This is a genomic window from Mesorhizobium sp. AA23 (assembly GCF_001672435.1).
In the GTDB taxonomy this organism is placed as follows: Bacteria; Pseudomonadota; Alphaproteobacteria; order Rhizobiales; family Rhizobiaceae; genus Mesorhizobium.
Window position 1 is genome coordinate 268,320 of the sequence record NZ_LYTP01000012.1, and the last position, 18,255, is coordinate 286,574.

General features: G+C 63.8%; 14 protein-coding genes. 9 read left to right on the forward strand and 5 right to left on the reverse strand.

Annotated features, from left to right (window positions below):
- Window positions 1–132 precede the first annotated feature (132 nt).
- Entirely contained in the window at window positions 133–609 is a 477-nt protein-coding gene (locus A9K66_RS11990) for an Lrp/AsnC family transcriptional regulator (RefSeq protein WP_067003023.1), read from the forward strand.
- Between the two features lie 386 nt (window positions 610–995).
- The gene (locus tag A9K66_RS11995) at window positions 996–2,975 is read left to right on the forward strand and encodes a GGDEF and EAL domain-containing protein (protein ID WP_067324649.1); all 1,980 of its coding nucleotides are present in this window, start codon (window positions 996–998) and stop codon (window positions 2,973–2,975) included.
- A 123-nt stretch (window positions 2,976–3,098) separates the two neighbouring features.
- On the opposite strand, the gene A9K66_RS12000 is transcribed toward A9K66_RS11995, so the two are convergent.
- Window positions 3,099–4,169 (reverse strand): class I SAM-dependent methyltransferase, encoded by a 1,071-nt coding sequence (locus A9K66_RS12000; RefSeq protein ID WP_067323801.1) that lies wholly within the window; start codon window positions 4,167–4,169, stop codon window positions 3,099–3,101.
- A gap of 325 nt (window positions 4,170–4,494) precedes the next feature.
- On the opposite strand from A9K66_RS12000, the gene bchE reads away from it, so the two are divergent.
- Window positions 4,495–6,063 (forward strand): magnesium-protoporphyrin IX monomethyl ester anaerobic oxidative cyclase, encoded by a 1,569-nt coding sequence (bchE, locus tag A9K66_RS12005; protein ID WP_067323803.1) that lies wholly within the window; start codon window positions 4,495–4,497, stop codon window positions 6,061–6,063.
- Window positions 6,064–6,070: 7 nt separating this feature from the next.
- Here bchE and argB read toward each other — a convergent pair whose 3' ends face one another.
- Both argB and A9K66_RS12015 read right to left on the reverse strand, forming a co-directional pair.
- A complete protein-coding gene (argB, locus tag A9K66_RS12010; protein WP_067003018.1) occupies window positions 6,071–6,964 on the reverse strand; it encodes an acetylglutamate kinase in 894 nt (297 codons plus the stop codon).
- Between the two features lie 242 nt (window positions 6,965–7,206).
- Window positions 7,207–8,703, reverse strand: coding sequence for an amidase (locus A9K66_RS12015; protein WP_067323805.1), 1,497 nt, complete (start codon window positions 8,701–8,703; stop codon window positions 7,207–7,209).
- A 176-nt stretch (window positions 8,704–8,879) separates the two neighbouring features.
- Between A9K66_RS12015 and A9K66_RS12020 the strand changes: the two genes are divergently transcribed.
- The 4 genes from A9K66_RS12020 (at window position 8,880) to msrB (ending at window position 11,602) form a co-directional block, all read left to right on the forward strand.
- Entirely contained in the window at window positions 8,880–9,419 is a 540-nt protein-coding gene (locus A9K66_RS12020) for a sigma-70 family RNA polymerase sigma factor (RefSeq protein WP_067003014.1), read from the forward strand.
- Window positions 9,416–10,138, forward strand: a complete 723-nt coding sequence (locus A9K66_RS12025) for an anti-sigma factor (RefSeq protein WP_179293654.1) — start codon at window positions 9,416–9,418, stop codon at window positions 10,136–10,138. Before A9K66_RS12020 ends, A9K66_RS12025 begins: the two co-directional genes overlap by 4 nt.
- 207 nt (window positions 10,139–10,345) lie before the next feature.
- Window positions 10,346–10,903: a fasciclin domain-containing protein gene (locus A9K66_RS12030; RefSeq protein WP_067323809.1), complete on the forward strand. Its 558-nt coding sequence runs from the start codon at window positions 10,346–10,348 to the stop codon at window positions 10,901–10,903.
- A gap of 195 nt (window positions 10,904–11,098) precedes the next feature.
- Entirely contained in the window at window positions 11,099–11,602 is a 504-nt protein-coding gene (gene msrB, locus A9K66_RS12035) for a peptide-methionine (R)-S-oxide reductase MsrB (RefSeq protein WP_067323811.1), read from the forward strand.
- A 93-nt stretch (window positions 11,603–11,695) separates the two neighbouring features.
- Here msrB and A9K66_RS12040 read toward each other — a convergent pair whose 3' ends face one another.
- Window positions 11,696–13,300 (reverse strand): DHA2 family efflux MFS transporter permease subunit, encoded by a 1,605-nt coding sequence (locus tag A9K66_RS12040; protein WP_067324650.1) that lies wholly within the window; start codon window positions 13,298–13,300, stop codon window positions 11,696–11,698.
- Between the two features lie 116 nt (window positions 13,301–13,416).
- On the reverse strand, window positions 13,417–14,601 hold the full coding sequence (locus tag A9K66_RS12045; RefSeq protein WP_067323813.1) for an HlyD family secretion protein: 1,185 nt from the start codon (window positions 14,599–14,601) through the stop codon (window positions 13,417–13,419).
- Between the two features lie 135 nt (window positions 14,602–14,736).
- Between A9K66_RS12045 and A9K66_RS12050 the strand changes: the two genes are divergently transcribed.
- Together A9K66_RS12050 and A9K66_RS12055 are read left to right on the forward strand one after the other, a co-directional pair.
- Window positions 14,737–15,435: a TetR/AcrR family transcriptional regulator gene (locus tag A9K66_RS12050; RefSeq protein WP_067323814.1), complete on the forward strand. Its 699-nt coding sequence runs from the start codon at window positions 14,737–14,739 to the stop codon at window positions 15,433–15,435.
- Between the two features lie 216 nt (window positions 15,436–15,651).
- Window positions 15,652–18,105, forward strand: a complete 2,454-nt coding sequence (locus A9K66_RS12055) for a DNA translocase FtsK (protein WP_067323816.1) — start codon at window positions 15,652–15,654, stop codon at window positions 18,103–18,105.
- Window positions 18,106–18,255: the final 150 nt, after the last annotated feature.

Consider the following 18,255-nt stretch of genomic DNA (forward strand, 5'->3'; position numbering starts at 1 on the left):
TGAAAAAAATCGTCGGTTCCCGGATGGTGGCGTCATCGTAGCCGCGGCTCGTGAGGCAAATCAGCCTTCTTTGTAGCCAAGCGAGGGATTTTGAGGTAAACTTCGCTCAAATTTAAACGTTTAGGAGGGAAAATGCCTCAGTTGGATGAGTTCGAAATAAGAATGCTGGACACCCTGCAGCGCGACGGGCGCAAGGCCGTGTCGGAACTCGCGCAGGAGATCGGCCTGTCGACCACGCCCTGCGCTCGGCGCTTCGAGGCGCTTCAAGGCGCCGGCATCATCAAGGGCTTCGCCGCCGTGCTCAGCCGACGCGCGCTGGGGCTGACGGTCGAGGTGTTCATCCAGGTCCGCCTGGTGAGCCACAGCGACGGCTCGCCGGAAAGCTTCATCGCCGCCGTGCAGCGCATGGACGAGGTCTCGTCCTGCTGGACGATGACCGGCGACCACGATTTCCTGCTGCATGTGATGGTGCCGTCGGTGGACGATCTCAATGCTTTCGTCATGCACCGACTGATGCGGCTGCCCGGCGTCCGCGACGTCCATACCCAGCTTGTGCTGCAGAACATCAAGGGGCCAGGCCACGTGCCGCTCAGCCATCTGCGGCGGTAATCGTACCCGAAACGGTTCTCCGCAAAGAACGGCCCGACAATGTGGTGGGAGCGAATCTACTTCGGGCCGATTTCCCCGATATCAACTGAAATTAAGGTTACACGAACCTTAACAAAAGACGCGCTCGGAAATTTACGCAATGTTTCGTGCGTCGTCTCTTGCGATCTGGAGAAAGTGTGACCATGCATTATTCGGTAACTCACGATTGTTGCATGGAATCCTTAGCGGGTCGCTGTGCCGGTGCAATCGCATGATCCGTTTACCGGCGGTTAGCAACATTAGTGTCTTTTAATGAACCAGGCTTGCCTTCGTCCTTCCGTAAGGACTTGACGGACTTCGCTTGCTCGAACCCGTTCATGCGGAGGATGATCGCAAAGGAGCATTGCATGCAACTGACGGAGGACGTGGCTCAGAGGGTCACTGAAGCGATTTCACGCCCGCCGTGGAAATCCGCCGATCCGACGCTTTTTGCGATGCTGCTGCAGAAGAACGCGGATCAGAATCGCAAGGTCGTGCGCTGGGGCATAGCGGCGGCCGTGTTGAGCTACATATGCTACGGGGCCTTTGACTGGTTCCTTTTCCCGGACATTGCCGACCGTGTGATTCTGACGCGCCTGACGTTGGGATTGACCTTCCTGGTGCTTGTCGAACTTGTTGCTCGACGCGATTTTGCCGTCACCACTCTGCACTACGTTGCTGCTCTGGCGATCGTGGCGGGCGCGATCGGATGGCTGCTGTCGGCCCTCGGAACGAAGCATCAGGAGGCGCTGTCCCATTTCATCATCTTCGGCACGGTTTTCATTCTCGGTGCCAATCTTTTCTTCAACTTCCGGCTATGGCTCTCGGCGCTGTCGTCCGCAACCGTGACAATAGCATTCCTCGGCGCCACGCTGTGCTTGCTTCAAGCCGATCTTGGCACCCGTCTGGTGCTTGCAACCTATTTCGTGAATTGCCTTGTTTTGTCGCTTTATCTGTCATGGCGTCTCAGCATGGAGCGCTACCAGACCTTCCTGCATGCCCTTCAGGCGCAAATCCAGGAGCAGGTCGCCATCGAAAACGGTCAAAAGCTCATCGAGATCGCAGACACCGACCCGCTTACCGGGCTTAAGAACCGCAGGGCGATCACCCGGGAATTCGCGGAGTTGTGCAAGGAATGGGCCAGGGACAATGACGAAATAGGCGTCATTCTCATGGACGTGGACTACTTCAAGCGGTTCAACGACCGGCTCGGCCATCAGGCCGGCGACGACTGCCTGATCGAGCTTGCCCGAGCCTTCGACGAGACGGCGGCGTCCCATCACGCCATCGCAGGACGGTACGGCGGCGAAGAATTCGTCGTGCTCTGCAAGGTCGCCGGACCGGATCACCTGCGCGAGGTGACCCATCAATTCTGCCGGGCCGTCGAGGACTTGAACATCTCCCATCCCGATCGGGACGATAAACTCAACATCGTCACCATCAGCGCTGGCGCCTCGTTGACGCGCGCCGATCAAAGCATAGAGCTTCGGATCTTGTTGCAGGAGGCCGATCGCGCGCTTTACGCCTCCAAGTTTTCCGGTCGCGCGACCTTCACCATCTATGATGCGCAGGCCATCGATCAGAAGCGCGCCAGCCAGAATCTTTCGGAACTGCTCAAGCAAGCCGTTTCGGAGGGACTGGTCTCAGTCGTCTATCAGCCGATCTGCGATGCGATATCCGGCAAGGTGCTTGGCCATGAGTCGTTGATGCGGCTGCGCGACTTCGACGGCAGCGTGATCAGCCCGTCCGTGTTCATACCTGTCGCCGAGCAGACCGGCGGGATCGAGGAACTCGGGATGTGGGTGATCGATCGGGCTTGCGGTGACATGGTTGAACACGGATTGGGATCGGTCGTGTCGGTGAACGTCTCGGTCGTCCAGCTCAAGGCTCCGAATTTCCCGCTTCACGTCACCGAGATCCTTGGTCGGCATGGCATGGCGCCCCAGAGGCTGGCGCTCGAGGTGACTGAAGGCAGCGATATATCTCTGGAGGCACAGGCCGCCAGAAGTATCGAGCAGCTTCGAAACCTGGGTGTTCAGATCTGGCTCGATGATTTCGGAACCGGATTTGCGGGTCTGGCCTGGCTCCGTCGTTTCAAGTTCGACGTCGTCAAGATCGATCGCAGTTTCTTGCACGATTGCCAGACGGTTCGAGGCCTGAGCCTGTTGCAGGACATGGTCAGACTGCTGCGCAATCTGGGCCATACGGTCCTTGTCGAGGGTGTCGAGACGAAAGAGCAGCAGAATTTGCTGCAGCACATGGGCATTCAGTCGATCCAGGGCTTCCTGACCGGACGTCCCGTCCCGATCGAAGAGATCATGCAGGCCAGGCAGGACCTCGTCGCTTAGCTTAAGCAGTCCGGCAGGAGGACAGGCGGCGCTATGTCGGCGAAACGAGGACGCCGCGCGATGCATCAGAAAGCCGGGCCGCTGCACGGCCCGACTTGAAAATCCGGATGTGAAGCGGCTCCGCTACCGCTCCATGGCGGGCGCCGCGAAATCCACGCGTTTGCGGATCTTGCCGTAGACGATGTTCCTATTCGATCCGTAATAGACCTCGGCTTCGACGCGGTTCTTATCCACCGCGGCATTGATGATGTCCCACATGTCGCCGGCCGATCGCAGGATGAGCGGCCAGTCCATGAACGTTTCCATGTACCCGTCGGTCGTGATCTCGTCGCTGAAATTGGCGAAGAGGAATTCGCCGTCCGGCTTGACCAGTTCCATCGCGCGCTGCAGCAGCCGTGCGCCGACCGGAAGCGGCAGGTAGTCATACAGCCCGGAAGCATAGACGAGATCGAATGTGCCAAGCGGGTAGGCGCGCCGCAAAAGACCGCGCACCGATCCGTCCACGGCTTCCACTGCCGTACCGGTGAGGTCGCGGTTGACCGTGCCGACGCTCACCGGATCCTGGTCGAGACCGATCCAGCGCTTTAACCTTCTCTCGGCGAGCGCCTTTGAGAGTTCGGCTTCCCGCAAATGGCCGCAGGCGATTGCCAGCACCTCGGCGTTTTCTACCCGGGCAGCCGTTTCGTCGACCGTTTTGGCCAGTATCTCGCGGCGCTCGCGCCCCGCCACCGAGCTTGCCGCTTCGCTCGTATAGGCAAAGATCTCGCGGCCGAGTTCGCTCGACGATGCCACGATCTCGTCGGCGCTCGGGTGCTTGTAGTAGATGTCCAGCAGCGTCGCGTCGCCCGAATAGCCGCGCGGCTTTTCGAAGGACCAGCGCGTGAACGGATCCTGCTTCAGGTAGGCCGCCACGCGGTGCTGCTGAGCGAGCGGGATCAGTTCCTGCCAAAGAGCCGGAGCGACCTCCCGGCGCAGTTCATGCAGTCGACCCGCCAGGCGCTCGACGATTTGCCCTGCGGGCTCCTGGCGCGCGAAAGCCTGATGAGCGAGGTCCAGCACCAGGGCGAGCTGGGCCGCCCGCGCCTTGAGCTCGGCGGCGTCGACCGCCTCCGCGGACGCCGCCTTGTGCTTCTTGATCAACGTCGATGTGATGAGGCTCGCCTCATCGATTTTCAGATCGGGATTCAGCGCCATATGGGCATTTCCTTGTGGTCCCCCACCGACAATTATAAATGCTTAGAGTTTTAACAAAAGTTTAGGGTCAACTGCATTAGTTTCTGCTAATACTCTCCTTGCCGAAGGTTTGAAGCGCCGAAAACCAGAGGTCGATCGAGCTGCGCAACGCGCACGTCCTTAACCTTTTGTTATGCACTGGGCTGACGCCGTCTCCCGCTCTGCGCGACGTTTCGGGTGTGCCCATCAAATCTGTGGGAAAGCTGCATCGAAACTGCTGAACCGCGCCCAGGCGGCTTCGACATCGCCAAATACGACCGGCGGACCGACGCAACGGAGGTCCGCCATGAACATCGTGCTGGTCAACCCGCCGCATACGGCCATCGGCAGCCGCGTGCCCGACGATCACCTGCCGCCTTTGGGTCTGCTGGCGATCGGCGGTCCGCTGCTCGATGCCGGCCATCGGGTGCGCCTGGTCGACGCGGAGTTCGGGCCGATGCCGCTTTCCACGCTCGTCGATGAGGCCCTGAGCGATAATCCGGATTTCGTCCTGATCGGCCATTCCGGCTCGACTTCGGCGCATCCGACCGCGCTGCGGATCGCGGAAATGATCAAGGCCCGCGCGCTAGGGGTCGTCATCCTCTATGGCGGCGTCTTCCCGACCTATCACTGGCGCGACGTGCTCGCCGCAACGGACGTCTTCGACTTCATCGTGCGCGGCGAGGGTGAGGCGACCGCGCTGGCGCTGGTCGAGGCGCTGGAAAGGCGCCGGCCGGTGTCGGGTGTCGCCGGCATCGCCTATCGAGACGATTGCGGCCGACCCTTCGCGACGCCACCTGCGATGACAATTGCCGATCTCGACCCCTGCCGCGTCGGCTGGGAGCTGATCGACCATGGCCGCTACAGCTATTGGGGCGGCAAGCGCGCCGTGGTCATGCAGTTCTCGCGCGGCTGTCCGCATCTGTGCAACTATTGCGGCCAGCGCGGCTTCTGGACCCGCTGGCGACATCGCGACCCGGTCAGCTTCGCCAGGGAGATCGCCTGGCTGCACCGCGAGTATGGCGTCGAACTGGTCAATCTGGCCGACGAGAACCCCACCTCCTCGAAGAAGGCTTGGCGCGCCTTTCTCGATGCGATGATCGCCGAGAACGTGCCGGTGCTGATCGTCGGCTCGACGCGCGCCGACGATATCGTGCGCGATGCCGATATCCTGCACCTTTATCGCAAGGCCGGCGTCATCCGCTGGCTGCTCGGCATGGAGAACACCGACGAGGCCACACTGTCGCTGATCCGCAAGGGCGGCAGCACCAAGTCCGACCGCGAGGCGATCCGGCTGCTTCGCCGGCACGGCATATTGTCCATGGCGACCTGGGTCGTTGGCTTCGAGGATGAGGGTTTTCGCGATCTCTGGCGCGGCTTTCGCCAGCTCATCGCCTATGATCCCGACCAGATCCAGGCGCTCTATGTGACGCCGCATCGCTGGACGCCGTTCTTCCGCATCGCCAAGGATCGCAGGGTGATCCAGAAGGACGTCCGGCTCTGGGACTACAAGCACCAGGTGCTGCATATGACCCGGCTGAAGCCGTGGATGCTGTTCTTCGCCGTCAAACTGATCGAGCTTGCCGTGCAGTCACGGCCGAAAGCGCTGGCGCGCGTCCTTTTCCATCCGGACCCAGAGCAGCGGCATTCGATGCGTTGGTACACCAATATGGGCCGCCGCGTCTGGTTCCGTGAGGTTTGGGGTTTTCTGGTGCGGGACCGCCGCGTGGCCACGGGCCCGACGCTTGCCGAATTCTGGGGCGCGCCGCAGGACACCGACGAGGAATCGATGGTCTTTCAGCGCCCGGCGCGAGAGCCGGCCCTGCCCGTCGCGGAAGATAAGCGGGTCGCCGAAAGCAGCAGGCTAGCCGGCTAAATAAACCCTACGGCACGATCAGCGTGCCAGCCCCGTGCTCGGTGAACAGCTCGAGCAGCACCGAATGCGGCGTCTTGCCGTTGAGGATGACGACGCCCTCGACGCCGCGCTCGATCGCCTCGATGCAGGTCTCGACCTTCGGGATCATGCCGCCCGATATCGTGCCGTCCTTGATCAGCGCCTTGGCCTCGCCGACCGTCAGCTCGTCGATCAGCTTCTTGTTCTTGTCGAGCACGCCGGGCACGTCGGTCAGGAACAGCAGGCGCGAGGCGCGGCAGGCGCCGGCGATGGCGCCGGCAAAGGTATCGGCGTTGATGTTGTAGGTATGGCCGTCGCGGCCGGGCGCCACCGGCGCCAGCACCGGGATCATCTCGGAACGGGCCAACAGATCGAGCAGCGTGCGGTCGACCTCGACCGGCTCGCCGACGAAACCGAGATCCAGCACCCGCTCGATGTTGGAATCCGGATCGATCATGGTCTTGCGCGCCTTTTCGGCGAAGACCATGTTGCCGTCCTTGCCGCAGAGCCCGATCGCCCATTCGCCTTCGGCGTTGATCAGCGCCACGATTTCCTTGTTGATCGAGCCGGCCAGCACCATCTCGACGATCTCGACCGTCTTCTGGTCGGTGACGCGCAGGCCGCCCTCGAACTTGGATTCGATGCCCATCTTGTTGAGCATGGCGCCGATCTGCGGCCCGCCGCCGTGAACGACGATCGGGTTGACGCCGGACTGTTTGAGCAGCGCGATGTCGCGGGCAAAGGCCTTGCCGAGCTCGTTGTCGCCCATGGCATGGCCGCCATACTTCACCACCACCGTCTTGTTTTCGTAGCGCTGCATATAAGGCAGCGCTCTGGAAAGCAGCGCGGCCTGCATTTCGGCGTTGGCGGCGATGTCCGTCATCGGTGCTTTTCCCTAGGTGGCAAGGATGGCGGGCGTCTTAGCGGGAATTGCCGCAGGTCGCAAACGGCTTTGCGCTCACAACGACGAAATCGGCGGGTTTCAAGGTCTGTCGAGATTCAGGTCAGGCCGAGTCGAGAATGGCGGATTTCGAGAACCGGAACGGAGCGTACTTTCTGGTCCGCAAGTACGGAAGCGCAGAAGACCGCCATTCGCAGGCCGGCATCACCTGAATATCGACAGACCTAGCCGGGCACCTTGAGCGGTGCGCGGCGCTTCAGCCATCCCGAAATCTTCTCCATCTGCGCTGCGAGCGACAAAAGCGTCTCCTCGTCGCCTGGCCGTCCCGCGGCCTGGATGCCGAGCGGCAGGCCACCTGCGGTGACATGCACCGGCAGCGCGATCGAGGGCTGGCCGCTGACATTGTGGATCGCCGGCCAGGGAGTGAACCACAGGCTCTTGTCCATCAGTTGGCCGAAAAACGATTTGATCCTGAGCAGCCCGGTAAGATGCAATTTGTCGAGGACGTTCTCGACGAGCTCGTCGGCGCCTTTCGGGTCCATCGCGCCGCAGGCGAGCGGCGGGTGCGCAATGACCGGCATCAGAACGGCATCGAAGCGCGCCGTGTCTTCGATCATCTGCCGCGCGGTGGCGTTGAGCCGCTGCACGGCGTCATAGACCTCGCCGGCGGACAGTATTTCGCCGAGGCGACCAAGCACGCGCGTCGCACGTTCGACCTCGCCGGACACCGGGCGGCCGACGCGCTTCGCCTCGGCACGCATCATGCCTGCGACGGCCGACGCGACGCTCTTGCAGAAATCGGCGATGAAGTCGCGGCCGATATAGGGCAGGTCGATCTCTTCCACCGTGTGCCCGCCCTCGCGCGCCAGCGCCACCGCGGTGTCCAGCGCTTCCATCGTCTCAGCCGAGATCGGCAGGCCGAGCGGCGATTTGCGGTAGACGGCGAGGCTGAGCCGGCCTGGATCGCGCGCCGCTGCGGCGGTGAAGGCGCCCTTGGGCTCCCGCGCCGCATAAGGCGACAGCGGATCGGCGCCGTGCGTCAGGTCGAGCAGGAGGGCTGTATCGCGCACCGAGCGGCTGACCGCATGGTCGACGACCATGCCGTACCAGCTCTCGCTGGTGAGCGGCGTCAGCGGCACCCGGCCGCGCGAGGTCTTGAGCCCGACCAAGCCGCTGCAGGCCGAAGGCACCCGGATCGAGCCGCCGCCGTCGGAAGCGTGCGCCGCCGGCACCACGCCGGCCGCGACGAGCGCCGCCGATCCGCCGGACGAGCCGCCGGTGGTGTGGCCGGTGTTCCAGGCGTTGCGGGTGATGCCGAAGCGGGCCGATTCGGTCATCAGCCGCAGCCCATGCTCAGGCGAGGTGCTGGTAGCGATCGGGATCAGGCCCGCGGCCAGATAGCGCTCGACCATCACCGAGTTGAAATCGGCCGTGAAGGCCGGAATGCGGCTGCCGCCATGGATCGGCACGCCCTTGATGCCGATGCCGAGATCCTTCAGCGCGAAGGGTACGCCGGCGAGCGGCTGCTTGCGGTCGATCGCCTTCGCCCGCGCCCTGGCGGCGTCATAGAGCGGCGTGGCTATGGCGTTGATGTCGGGTCTTGTCGCCTCGGCGCGGGCAATCGCGGCGTCGACCAGCTCCTGCGGCGAGATTTCCCCCTTGTGGATGAGTTCGGCAAGTCCGGTCGCATCCTGTTCCCAAAGCACGCGTTCGATCGACATCGCCGCTCCCCTGTTTTGGCGAAGGCTATCGCATGAAGCCGCAAATCGAAATCCGGATTTGCGTTGTTCATCTCGCATTGCGGAAGATGACTTCACGTACTGGCGCCGCGACAGCCTTGGGTGGACAACACCGTCGGCGCCGTTGCAAATAGATCGCAATCTTCTAATTTGCCTGCATGGGGCCTCAGGACATCAGCAAGCTGATCGTCCGGACTTCGATGAAGGACCGGGCTGCGTTCGATCTGCTCTACAAGCAGACCAGCGGGAAACTTTTCGGCGTCTGCCTTCGTGTATTGAGGGACAAGAGTGAGGCGGAAGAAGCGCTGCAGGAGGTCTTCGTCAAGATCTGGACCAAGGCGGATCGTTTCGCGGTTTCCGATCTCAGCCCGATTTCCTGGCTGGTGGCCATTGCGCGCAATCATGCGATCGACCGCATCAGGGCCCGGCGCGGTCCTTCCGCCAATATCGATGCAGCGCTCGAGGTCGCCGATCCGGCGCCGGGGCCTGAGGCCATGGCTGTCGCGGGCGGCGAGACCGACCGCATCTACCATTGCCTCGACGAATTGGAGAAAGACCGGGCGGCGGCGGTCCGGGGCGCCTATCTCAACGGCGAAAGCTATGCCGAGCTGGCGGAGCGCCACAAGGTCCCGCTGAACACGATGCGGACTTGGCTGCGGCGAAGCTTGCTCAAACTGAGAGAATGCCTGGAAAGATGACGCTGGCGGAAGACAACGGACCGGAACGCGGAGGCGACGACCTGCTCGCCGCCGAATACGTTCTCGGCGTTCTGGCAGCCGACGAACGCCAGATCGCCTCCCGCCGCATCGATACCGAGGCGGGTTTTGCCCGCCTGGTCGATGCCTGGGAAGCCCATTTCGCGCCGATGGCAGCCGCCTACGCTGCGGTCGAGGCGCCGGCTTCGGTCAAGGCGGCGATCGACCGGCGGCTGTTTGCCTCATCAGTGGCCACCCCCGCCGCGCCCAGCACCGGCCTGCTGGGGAGCCTCGCCTTCTGGCGCGGGCTTGCCGCGGCCGCGCTTGCCGCTTTGGCCGTCTTTGTCGCCCTGCCTCTCGTCAATCCGCCGTTGCCGCAGCCCGAAACCAGGCTGGTCGCCTCGCTCGCCGCCGACAACAGCAACGTCAAATACCTCGCTGTCTATGACGCTGCGCGCCAGGAGGTCGGCCTCTCGCATGTTTCCGGCGAACGCGGCGCCGGCAAGGATTTCGAGCTGTGGATGATCGAGGGCAAGACTGCGCCGGTCTCGATGGGCGTCATCCCGGCCGGCCAGACCGCGCGCATGGCCGTCACGCCGGCCGTGCAGGAGAAGCTGGCGCAAGGCGCCGTGCTCGCCGTCAGTCTCGAGCCGGCCGGCGGTTCGCCGACCGGCCAGCCGACCGGCCCCGTCGTCGCCGCCGGCGATCTGAAGGGCATCTGACGACATTTCGGAAAAGAATTGGAGACTAGCCGAAGTCTATCCACCAGACATGTGTCGGCAGCAGCGCTTTCATGCGCTTAGACGCGGTACGTTTGCATCCGGGCCAACGAATAAAAAATCTTCGAAGTTCGCGAAACTAAGTTTTTGACGCGTCGTATCTCCTCGCGTTCCCAAGGATGGGGAAAACAACCCGAGGAGACTGATACAATGCGTAAACTCGCCACCCTTCTGCTTGCCTCTACAATCGGCCTTTCGGCGCTTGGCGCCGTTGCCTATGCCGCCAATCCGATGGTCGGCGGCGCCCCGATGTATGCCAAGAAGAACATCATCGAGAATGCCGTCAATTCGAAGGACCACACCACGCTGGTCGCCGCCGTCAAGGCCGCCGGCTTGGTCGACACGCTGCAGACCCGCGGTCCTTTCACCGTCTTTGCCCCGACCAACGAGGCCTTCGCTGCACTTCCGGCCGGCACCGTCGAGACGCTGCTCAAGCCCGAGAACAAGGACAAGCTGACCAAGATCCTCACCTGCCATGTCATTGCCGCCAAGGCGCTGGCCGCCGACGTCGCCAAGATGGCCAAGGCCGATGGCGGTGCGCATGAGGTCAAGACCGTCGGCGGCTGCGCCCTGACGCTGAAGTCCGAAAAGGGCAAGGTCACGGCGACCGACGAGAACGGCAACGTCGCTCATGTCACAATCGCCGACGTGCGCCAGTCGAACGGCGTCATCCACGTCATCGACAAGGTTCTTCTGCCGAAGATGTAACAAAGCGCGTGCGGCCGGCGAAGTGGCGTATGTCCGCGCCGGCCGCACGGTCTCCCTCCCACGATCCGTGCTGCCGTCAAGCGCCGCTCCGCATCGCCAGGGCTTGGGTCGACGCGGGGTGGCGCGCGAACCGTCACCGGCTTTTGCTTTTCCGGTGGCGTCCTAGTTTGTAAGATCACGTCAGGAGGAAAGGCCATGAACCGTCGCGACTTTCTCTGGAGCGGTGCCGCCGCCACTGCCCTCACAATCGGAGCCGGAGCGGCGTTGCACATGGGCGGCGCGAAGCCGGCTCTGGCCGCCGAGACCTTCGAGATCACCAAGACCGACGCCGAATGGCGCGCCATCCTTTCGGATGCCGCCTTCGACGTGCTGCGCAGGGAGGGCACCGAATATCCGGGCACCAGCCCGCTGCTCAACGAACACCGCAAGGGCATCTTCGCCTGCGCCGGATGCGACCTGCCGGTCTATCCGTCGGAAACGAAGTTCGATTCCGGCACCGGATGGCCGAGCTTCTGGCAGGAGATCCCCAATGCCATCGGCAAGACCGAAGACCGTTCGCTCGGCATGACGCGCACCGAGGTGCATTGCCGCCGTTGCGGCGGTCATCTTGGCCATGTCTTCGACGACGGCCCGCCGCCCACCGGCCTGCGCCACTGCATCAACGGCGTGGCGCTGACCTTCAAGCCCGCCGCGGCCTGAGCGGACTGCGATCTGTCCAAAGAAATGACCCCGGAAATCGGCGACGATTTCCGGGGTCACGCGTTGAGGACGCCAGGCGGGGGTTCCGGCTCCTCAATGGCCTCCGCCGCCACCGCCGCCTTGCTGTGCCGGCTTGTTGATGAACAGCACGAAAAATCCGAGCGAGGCGAACAGCACGGTCAGCATCATGAACACGTCCATGAAGGACAACAGCGCCGCCTGCTGCTGCACCATGCCGGACAGCTTTGAAATGGCGGCGGTCGTGGCGTCGAGGCCGGCGTTTTGCTGGAAGGTCAACGCCATGTTCTGCAGCTTGGTCTGCGCGGCCTCGCTGCCCCACTGCACATGCTCGGAAAGCCTTGCATAGTGAAAGGCATTGCGGTCGATCAGCACCGTGTTGATGACTGCCAGGCCGACGGCACCGCCGAGATTGCGGGTCAGGTTGAACAGGCCCGACGCATTCTTCAGCCGCTCCGGCGGCAGCGTGCCGAGCGCGATGTTGTTGATCGGCACCATGCACAGCATCATCGAGCAGCCGCGCAGGATCTGCGGGATCAAGAGCTCATAAAAATCCCAGTCGGCGGTGAGATGCGTCATCCACCATGTGCCGGTGGCGAAGCCGATGAAGCCGACCATCATCATCAGCCTGAGATCGATCTTGTTCGACAGGATGCCGGCAACGGGCGCGGTGAAGAACATCGCCAGGCCGCTGACGAACAGCGCCTCGCCGATCATCATCGAATCGTAACCGCGGATGCGGCCGAGGAACACCGGATAGAGGTAGGTCAACCCGTAAAGGCCGATGCCGACCACGAAGGAGAACAGCGAGCCGAAGGCGAAATTGACATTGTTGAAGGCCCGCAGATCGACGATCGGCTCCTCGGCGGTGAACACGCGCCAGAAGAAGATGAGACCGCCTATGGTCATGATGATGGCGCAGGCAAAGACGGCCGGCTCCTGCAGCCAGTCATGGTTCGGGCCTTCCTCCAGCACGTATTCCATGCAGCCAAGGAAGGCGGCCATGCCGATCAGGCCCCACCAGTCGAACTTGGAGAACAGCTTGAGGTTCGGCTTGTCGAAATCGATCAGCGACCAGGCAGCCGTCGCCACCAGTATGCCCGGCACGACATTGATCAGGAACAGCCAGTGCCAGGACATGGCATGGCTGATATAGCCGCCGACCGTCGGGCCGATGGTCGGCGCCAGCGTCGCCACGAGGCCGATCATCGGCGAGACGACGGCGCGGCGCGACGGCGGGAAGATGGTGAAGGCGGCAGCGAACACGCTCGGAATCATGCCGCCGCCGATAAAGCCCTGGATGGCGCGGTAGACGATCATCTGGTCGATGTTGGTGGCGGTCGCGGCCAGCGCGCTTGCTGCTGTGAAGCCGGCGGCCGCGGTCGTGAACAGCACGCGGGTCGACAGCATGCGGCTGAGGAAGCCCGACAGCGGGATCATCACCACTTCCGCGATCAGATAGGCGGTCTGAACCCACGGGATCTCGTCGGAGCTGGCGCTGAGGCCGGCCTGGATCTCGGCCAGCGATGCCGAGACGATCTGGATATCGAGGATCGCCATGAACATGCCGAACACCATCGCCAGGAAGGCGATGACGCGGCGCGCCGGCATGTGGTCGGCGGGGGCGGCGGCTGCCGGACGTGCCGGCGCTGCTCCTGCGGTAATGGTTGCGGTTGCCATCTCATGGCCTCCCTGCGGCAGCTCCAAAAGTGCGCGGCGTTTTCCGCCCGGAACTGCGTCAAAACAGGCTGGGCGGCTCGGCGCTCAATTGGCCACCGGGCCGCCCCCCAAACTGCTCAGTTGGTCGTCGCGGCCGGCGCGGTGCGGCTGTCGGCGGCGACGATGACGCTCAGGCCGGCGCGCAACTTGCCGGTCTTCAGCACGTCGGCCGGCACGTCGATGCGGACCGGCACGCGCTGCACCACCTTGGTGAAGTTGCCGGTGGCGTTTTCCGGCGGTAGCAGCGAGAACACCGCGCCCGAAGCCGGCGCCAGCGACGAAACCGTGCCCTCGAAGGTCTGGCCGTCGATGGCATCGACCGTGATGCGGACCTTCTCGCCAGGCACCAGCCGGCCAAGCTGCGTCTCCTTGAAGTTGCCGACGATGTAGAGCTTATCCATCGGCACGACGACGGCGAGCTTCTGGCCGGGCGTGACGAGGTCGCCCTGTTCGACCGAGCGGTTGCCGACGACGCCGTCATAGGGCGCCTTGAGCACGGTGAAGGAAAGGTCACGCTGCGCCTTGTCGCGGGTGAGCTGCAGCGAGGCGAGCGTGCTGGCGGATTCCGCACGCTGGGCTTCGAGCACGCCGATATTGGCCTGCGCGGCGGTGATCTGCGCGTCGGCGCCGGCGAGGGCTGCCTTCGCCTGGTCGAGCGCCGTCTGGGCGTCGTCGAGTTGTGCCTGCGTGCCGACATGCGTCTTGAGCAGCTGCGCCGCGCGGGCCTGTGCGCGTGCCGCATTGTCGGCCGCCGCCTGGTCGGCGATCTTCTGCGCCTGTGCTTGCGCCAGCGAGGCCTGCGCCGCCTTGGTTTGCGCATCGATGCGGTCGAGCGTCTTCGCCAGCGTGGCGATCTGCGCCTCCGCCTGGCCGACCGCGATTTTGTAGTCGCCGTCATCGATGACGAACAGCGGATCGCCGGCCTTGACGCTCTGGTTCTCGCTCACCAGCACCTTGTCCACATAGCCGGAGATTTTCGGCGACACGAACGACATGTCGGCCTGGACATAGGCGTCGTCGGTGGAGATCATGAACCGGCCGTCGGTCCAGTAATCGTAGCCGTACCAAGAGCCGGCGCCGAGGAGGCCCAGCCCGATGATCGGCAGCAGCAGCGAGCGGACAGAGCGCTTCTTCTTGGCCGGCGCTTCGGCAGGCGCGGGAGGAGCGGGCACTACAGGCACTTCCGGAGCTTCGGTCGACGGCTGGACCTTGGCGTTGGGGAAATTGCGGACTTCAGCGGTAGCGGGCGCGTTCGAGGACATGATAATCTCTCTGGGACAAGTCAGTCAGACTGAACCGTTCGGTTCGAATTGGTGATTGACATAGCGCGGAAAGAGGCCCATATCAAGAGCAAATCGAACCGGTTGGTTCGAAATATTTCGTGAGGTTTGACTCCGATGGTCGAAACGACAGCCGATAGCGATCTGCTCGACCTGCGCAAAGGCCGTCCCGCGGCCGGGCAGGATCCGATCAAACGGGCCCAGATCATCGAAGGCGCGCGCCGCGTCTTCATCGACAAGGGCTTCGAAGCCGCGTCGATGAACGACATCACGCGCGAGGCCGGCGTCTCCAAGGGCACGATCTATGTCTATTTCGCCAACAAGGAAGAGCTGTTCGAGGCTCTCATCGAGGAAGAGCGCGGCACCATCTTCAAGAATATGTATGAGGTGCTCGACCATTTCGACGACCTGCGCAAGACGCTGGTGAAGTTCGGCATGGTGCTCTCCGCCAAGATCACCTCGGCCAAGGTCATCCAGGCGCAGCGCACGGTGGTCGGCGCTTCCGACAGGATTCCCGAGCTTGGCGCTCGCTTTTACGAGCGCGGTCCCAAGCGTGGCCACGACAAGGTGATGATCTTCCTCAATGAAGCCGTCGAACGCGGCCTGCTGAAGATCGACGATGTCGATCTCGCCGCCTATCAGTTCACCGAGCTCTGCCTCGCCGGCCTCTTCCGCCAATGCATTTTTTCCTACCGCACCAAGGCGCCGAGCCAAGCCGAGATCGAGCATGTCGTTCGCTCCGGCGTGAACGTCTTTCTGAAGGCCTACGGCACCGAGAAGCTCGCGGCCGAGGAGCAGGCGTCGCTCTCGGCGTGAACCTGCGGCGCGCAGCGATTGCGAAGGAACGCGAGGCGCTTTGACGACGCTACGGCGCCGCGGCAGCCGACTTCGATGCCACCGGTCACCTCCTTCTTCCAGCCCAACTCGAACCGTCGACCGGCACTTTTCCCGGACCCTTCCGGAAGAGCTTGTTAACCATCGGTTCCTATGTCTCGGGACACGTTTGTTCGACGAATCTCGAGTGTGACATCCATGCGTTTTACCCGTGCCAATCCTTCCGGTGCTTCCGCTTACGGCGACAACGACGACAGCAGCTCGGAAGACGCGCGGCACCATGGCGCTGCCGTGCCGCCGCAGCGGCAAACAGGGCAGGTCGTCACGCTGCGAGCCGCCGCTGACGGCGAATCGAACGCCGCCGATTCGGCTGGCGGCGACGAGTTCGGCGGCCAGGCCTGGCAGCAATATTTCTTCCTCGCGCCCAATGTGCGCTTCACTCGCACGCCGGATTCCGACAAACGGCCCGCACCGGAGCCAGTTGATGAAGCGCCGGCCAAGGCGGTGGCTTCCCGCGGGCTTCCCATTCGTCCGGCGCCGCTGGCGCCCCAGCCGACCAATCCGGGCCGGGCAGTCCCCGGCGCGGCCGCCACCGCCCCGGCCAAGCCGCCGCAGGCCATCGTCAAGCCGCAGCAGGCCAGCGCCGCGCCGCCGCCACGGGCCGTAGCCACTCCGGCACAAAAGCCGCAGCCGCCGAAATTTCGTTGGTCCTATCTTTCCGACGATGCGTTTTTCGAGTTCAGCCTGCCCTTCCTCGCCGAGCGCCTGGCGCGGGCACGGCTGAACGATCCTTTGCAGACGCCCGCGGCTCCCGCGCGGATGAGTCCTGCGGCGCAACCGAGCCCGTTCCGCCCCGCCGCGATCGGCGAGGCGACCTCGTTCTACCGCGTCATCGAATGGCGCTCGCACGGGCCGGCCGCAAGTCTGGCCCCGCTGACGGCGCCGGTCGATCTGCCCGCTCTCCGGTCCGCTCCTGGGGAAATCGAATCGCGCGCGCCCGCGCCTGAGTCCGTCGCGCCGCGTCCCATCGCAAAGAGCGCCAAGGCCGCCAGACCCGCGCCGCCCCTGCCCGTCGCCGGCAAGGTCGCGCCGCAGCCCGCTTCGGCCGGCTACGAGCTTCCGTCCGAGGAATTGCTGCAGATGCCGCCGGAAGGCCAGGGCTTCTACATGTCGCAGGAGCGGATGGAACAGAACGCGGACCTGCTCGAAAGCGTGCTGGAGGATTTCGGCGTCAAGGGCGAAATCATCCATGTCCGGCCGGGTCCGGTCGTCACGCTCTACGAGTTCGAGCCGGCGCCGGGCGTGAAGTCCAGCCGCGTCATCGGCCTGGCCGACGACATCGCCCGCTCCATGTCGGCCATCTCGGCGCGCGTCGCCGTGGTGCCGGGCCGCAACGTCATCGGCATCGAGCTGCCCAACGAAACGCGCGAGACGGTCTATTTCCGCGAGCTGATCGAGTCGACCGGCTTCCGCAACACGTCGTGCAAGTTGGCGCTGGGGCTGGGCAAGACCATCGGCGGCGAGCCGGTCATCGCCGACCTCGCCAAGATGCCGCATCTGCTGGTCGCCGGCACCACCGGCTCGGGCAAGTCGGTCGCCATCAACACCATGATCCTGTCGCTGCTCTACCGGATGAAGCCGGCGGAGTGCCGCCTCATCATGGTCGATCCCAAGATGCTCGAATTGTCCGTCTATGACGGCATCCCGCATCTGCTCACGCCGGTCGTCACCGATTCCAAGAAAGCGGTCACCGCGCTCAAATGGGCGGTGCGCGAGATGGAGGAGCGTTACCGCAAGATGGCGCGCCTCGGCGTGCGCAACATCGACGGCTACAACCAGCGCGCCGCGGCCGCCCGCGACAAGGGGGAGGTCGTGGTCATGCAGGTGCAGGTCGGCTTCGAGAAGGGCACGGGCGAGCCGCTGTTCGAGGAGCAGGAGATCGACCTCGCGCCGATGCCCTACATCGTCATCATCGTCGACGAGATGGCCGACCTGATGATGGTGGCCGGCAAGGAGATCGAAGGCGCCATCCAGCGGCTGGCGCAGATGGCGCGCGCCGCCGGCATCCATTTGATCATGGCCACACAGCGCCCGTCGGTCGACGTCATCACCGGCACCATCAAGGCCAATTTCCCCACCCGTATCTCCTTCCAGGTGACGTCCAAGATCGACAGCCGCACCATCCTTGGCGAGCAGGGCGCCGAGCAACTGCTCGGCCAGGGCGACATGCTGCACATGGCCGGCGGCGGGCGCATCGTGCGCGTGCACGGTCCCTTCGTCTCCGATCGCGAGGTCGAGCACGTCGTAGCGCATTTGAAGGCGCAAGGCCGCCCGGAATATCTCGATACGGTCACCGCCGGCGAGGAAGAGGAAGAAGATCCGGCCGACACGGGTCCAGTCTTCGACAAGGGCTCGATCGACGCCGAGGATGGCGACGCCCTCTATGAGGAGGCGGTCAAAGTGGTCAAGCGCGACAAGAAATGCTCGACCTCCTACATCCAGCGCCGCCTCGGCATCGGCTATAACCGCGCCGCCTCGCTGGTCGAACGCATGGAGAAGGAAGGCCTGGTCGGCGCGCCCAACCATGTCGGTAAGCGCGAGATCCTTGCCGGCCGGCGCGACCATGCGCTGGAGCGCGACGAGACGGATTGAGCGGGGCGTCGGGAGGCGCAGTCAGCTCGGCCGATCACGGCTGGTCCTGCCCTTCCTTGTTCGATCTGGGCAGGGGCAATACGCACAGACGGCGCCAGCCCACTCATCCGGGCCGCTTCGCGGCTACACTTCTCCCGTTGAGGGAGAAAA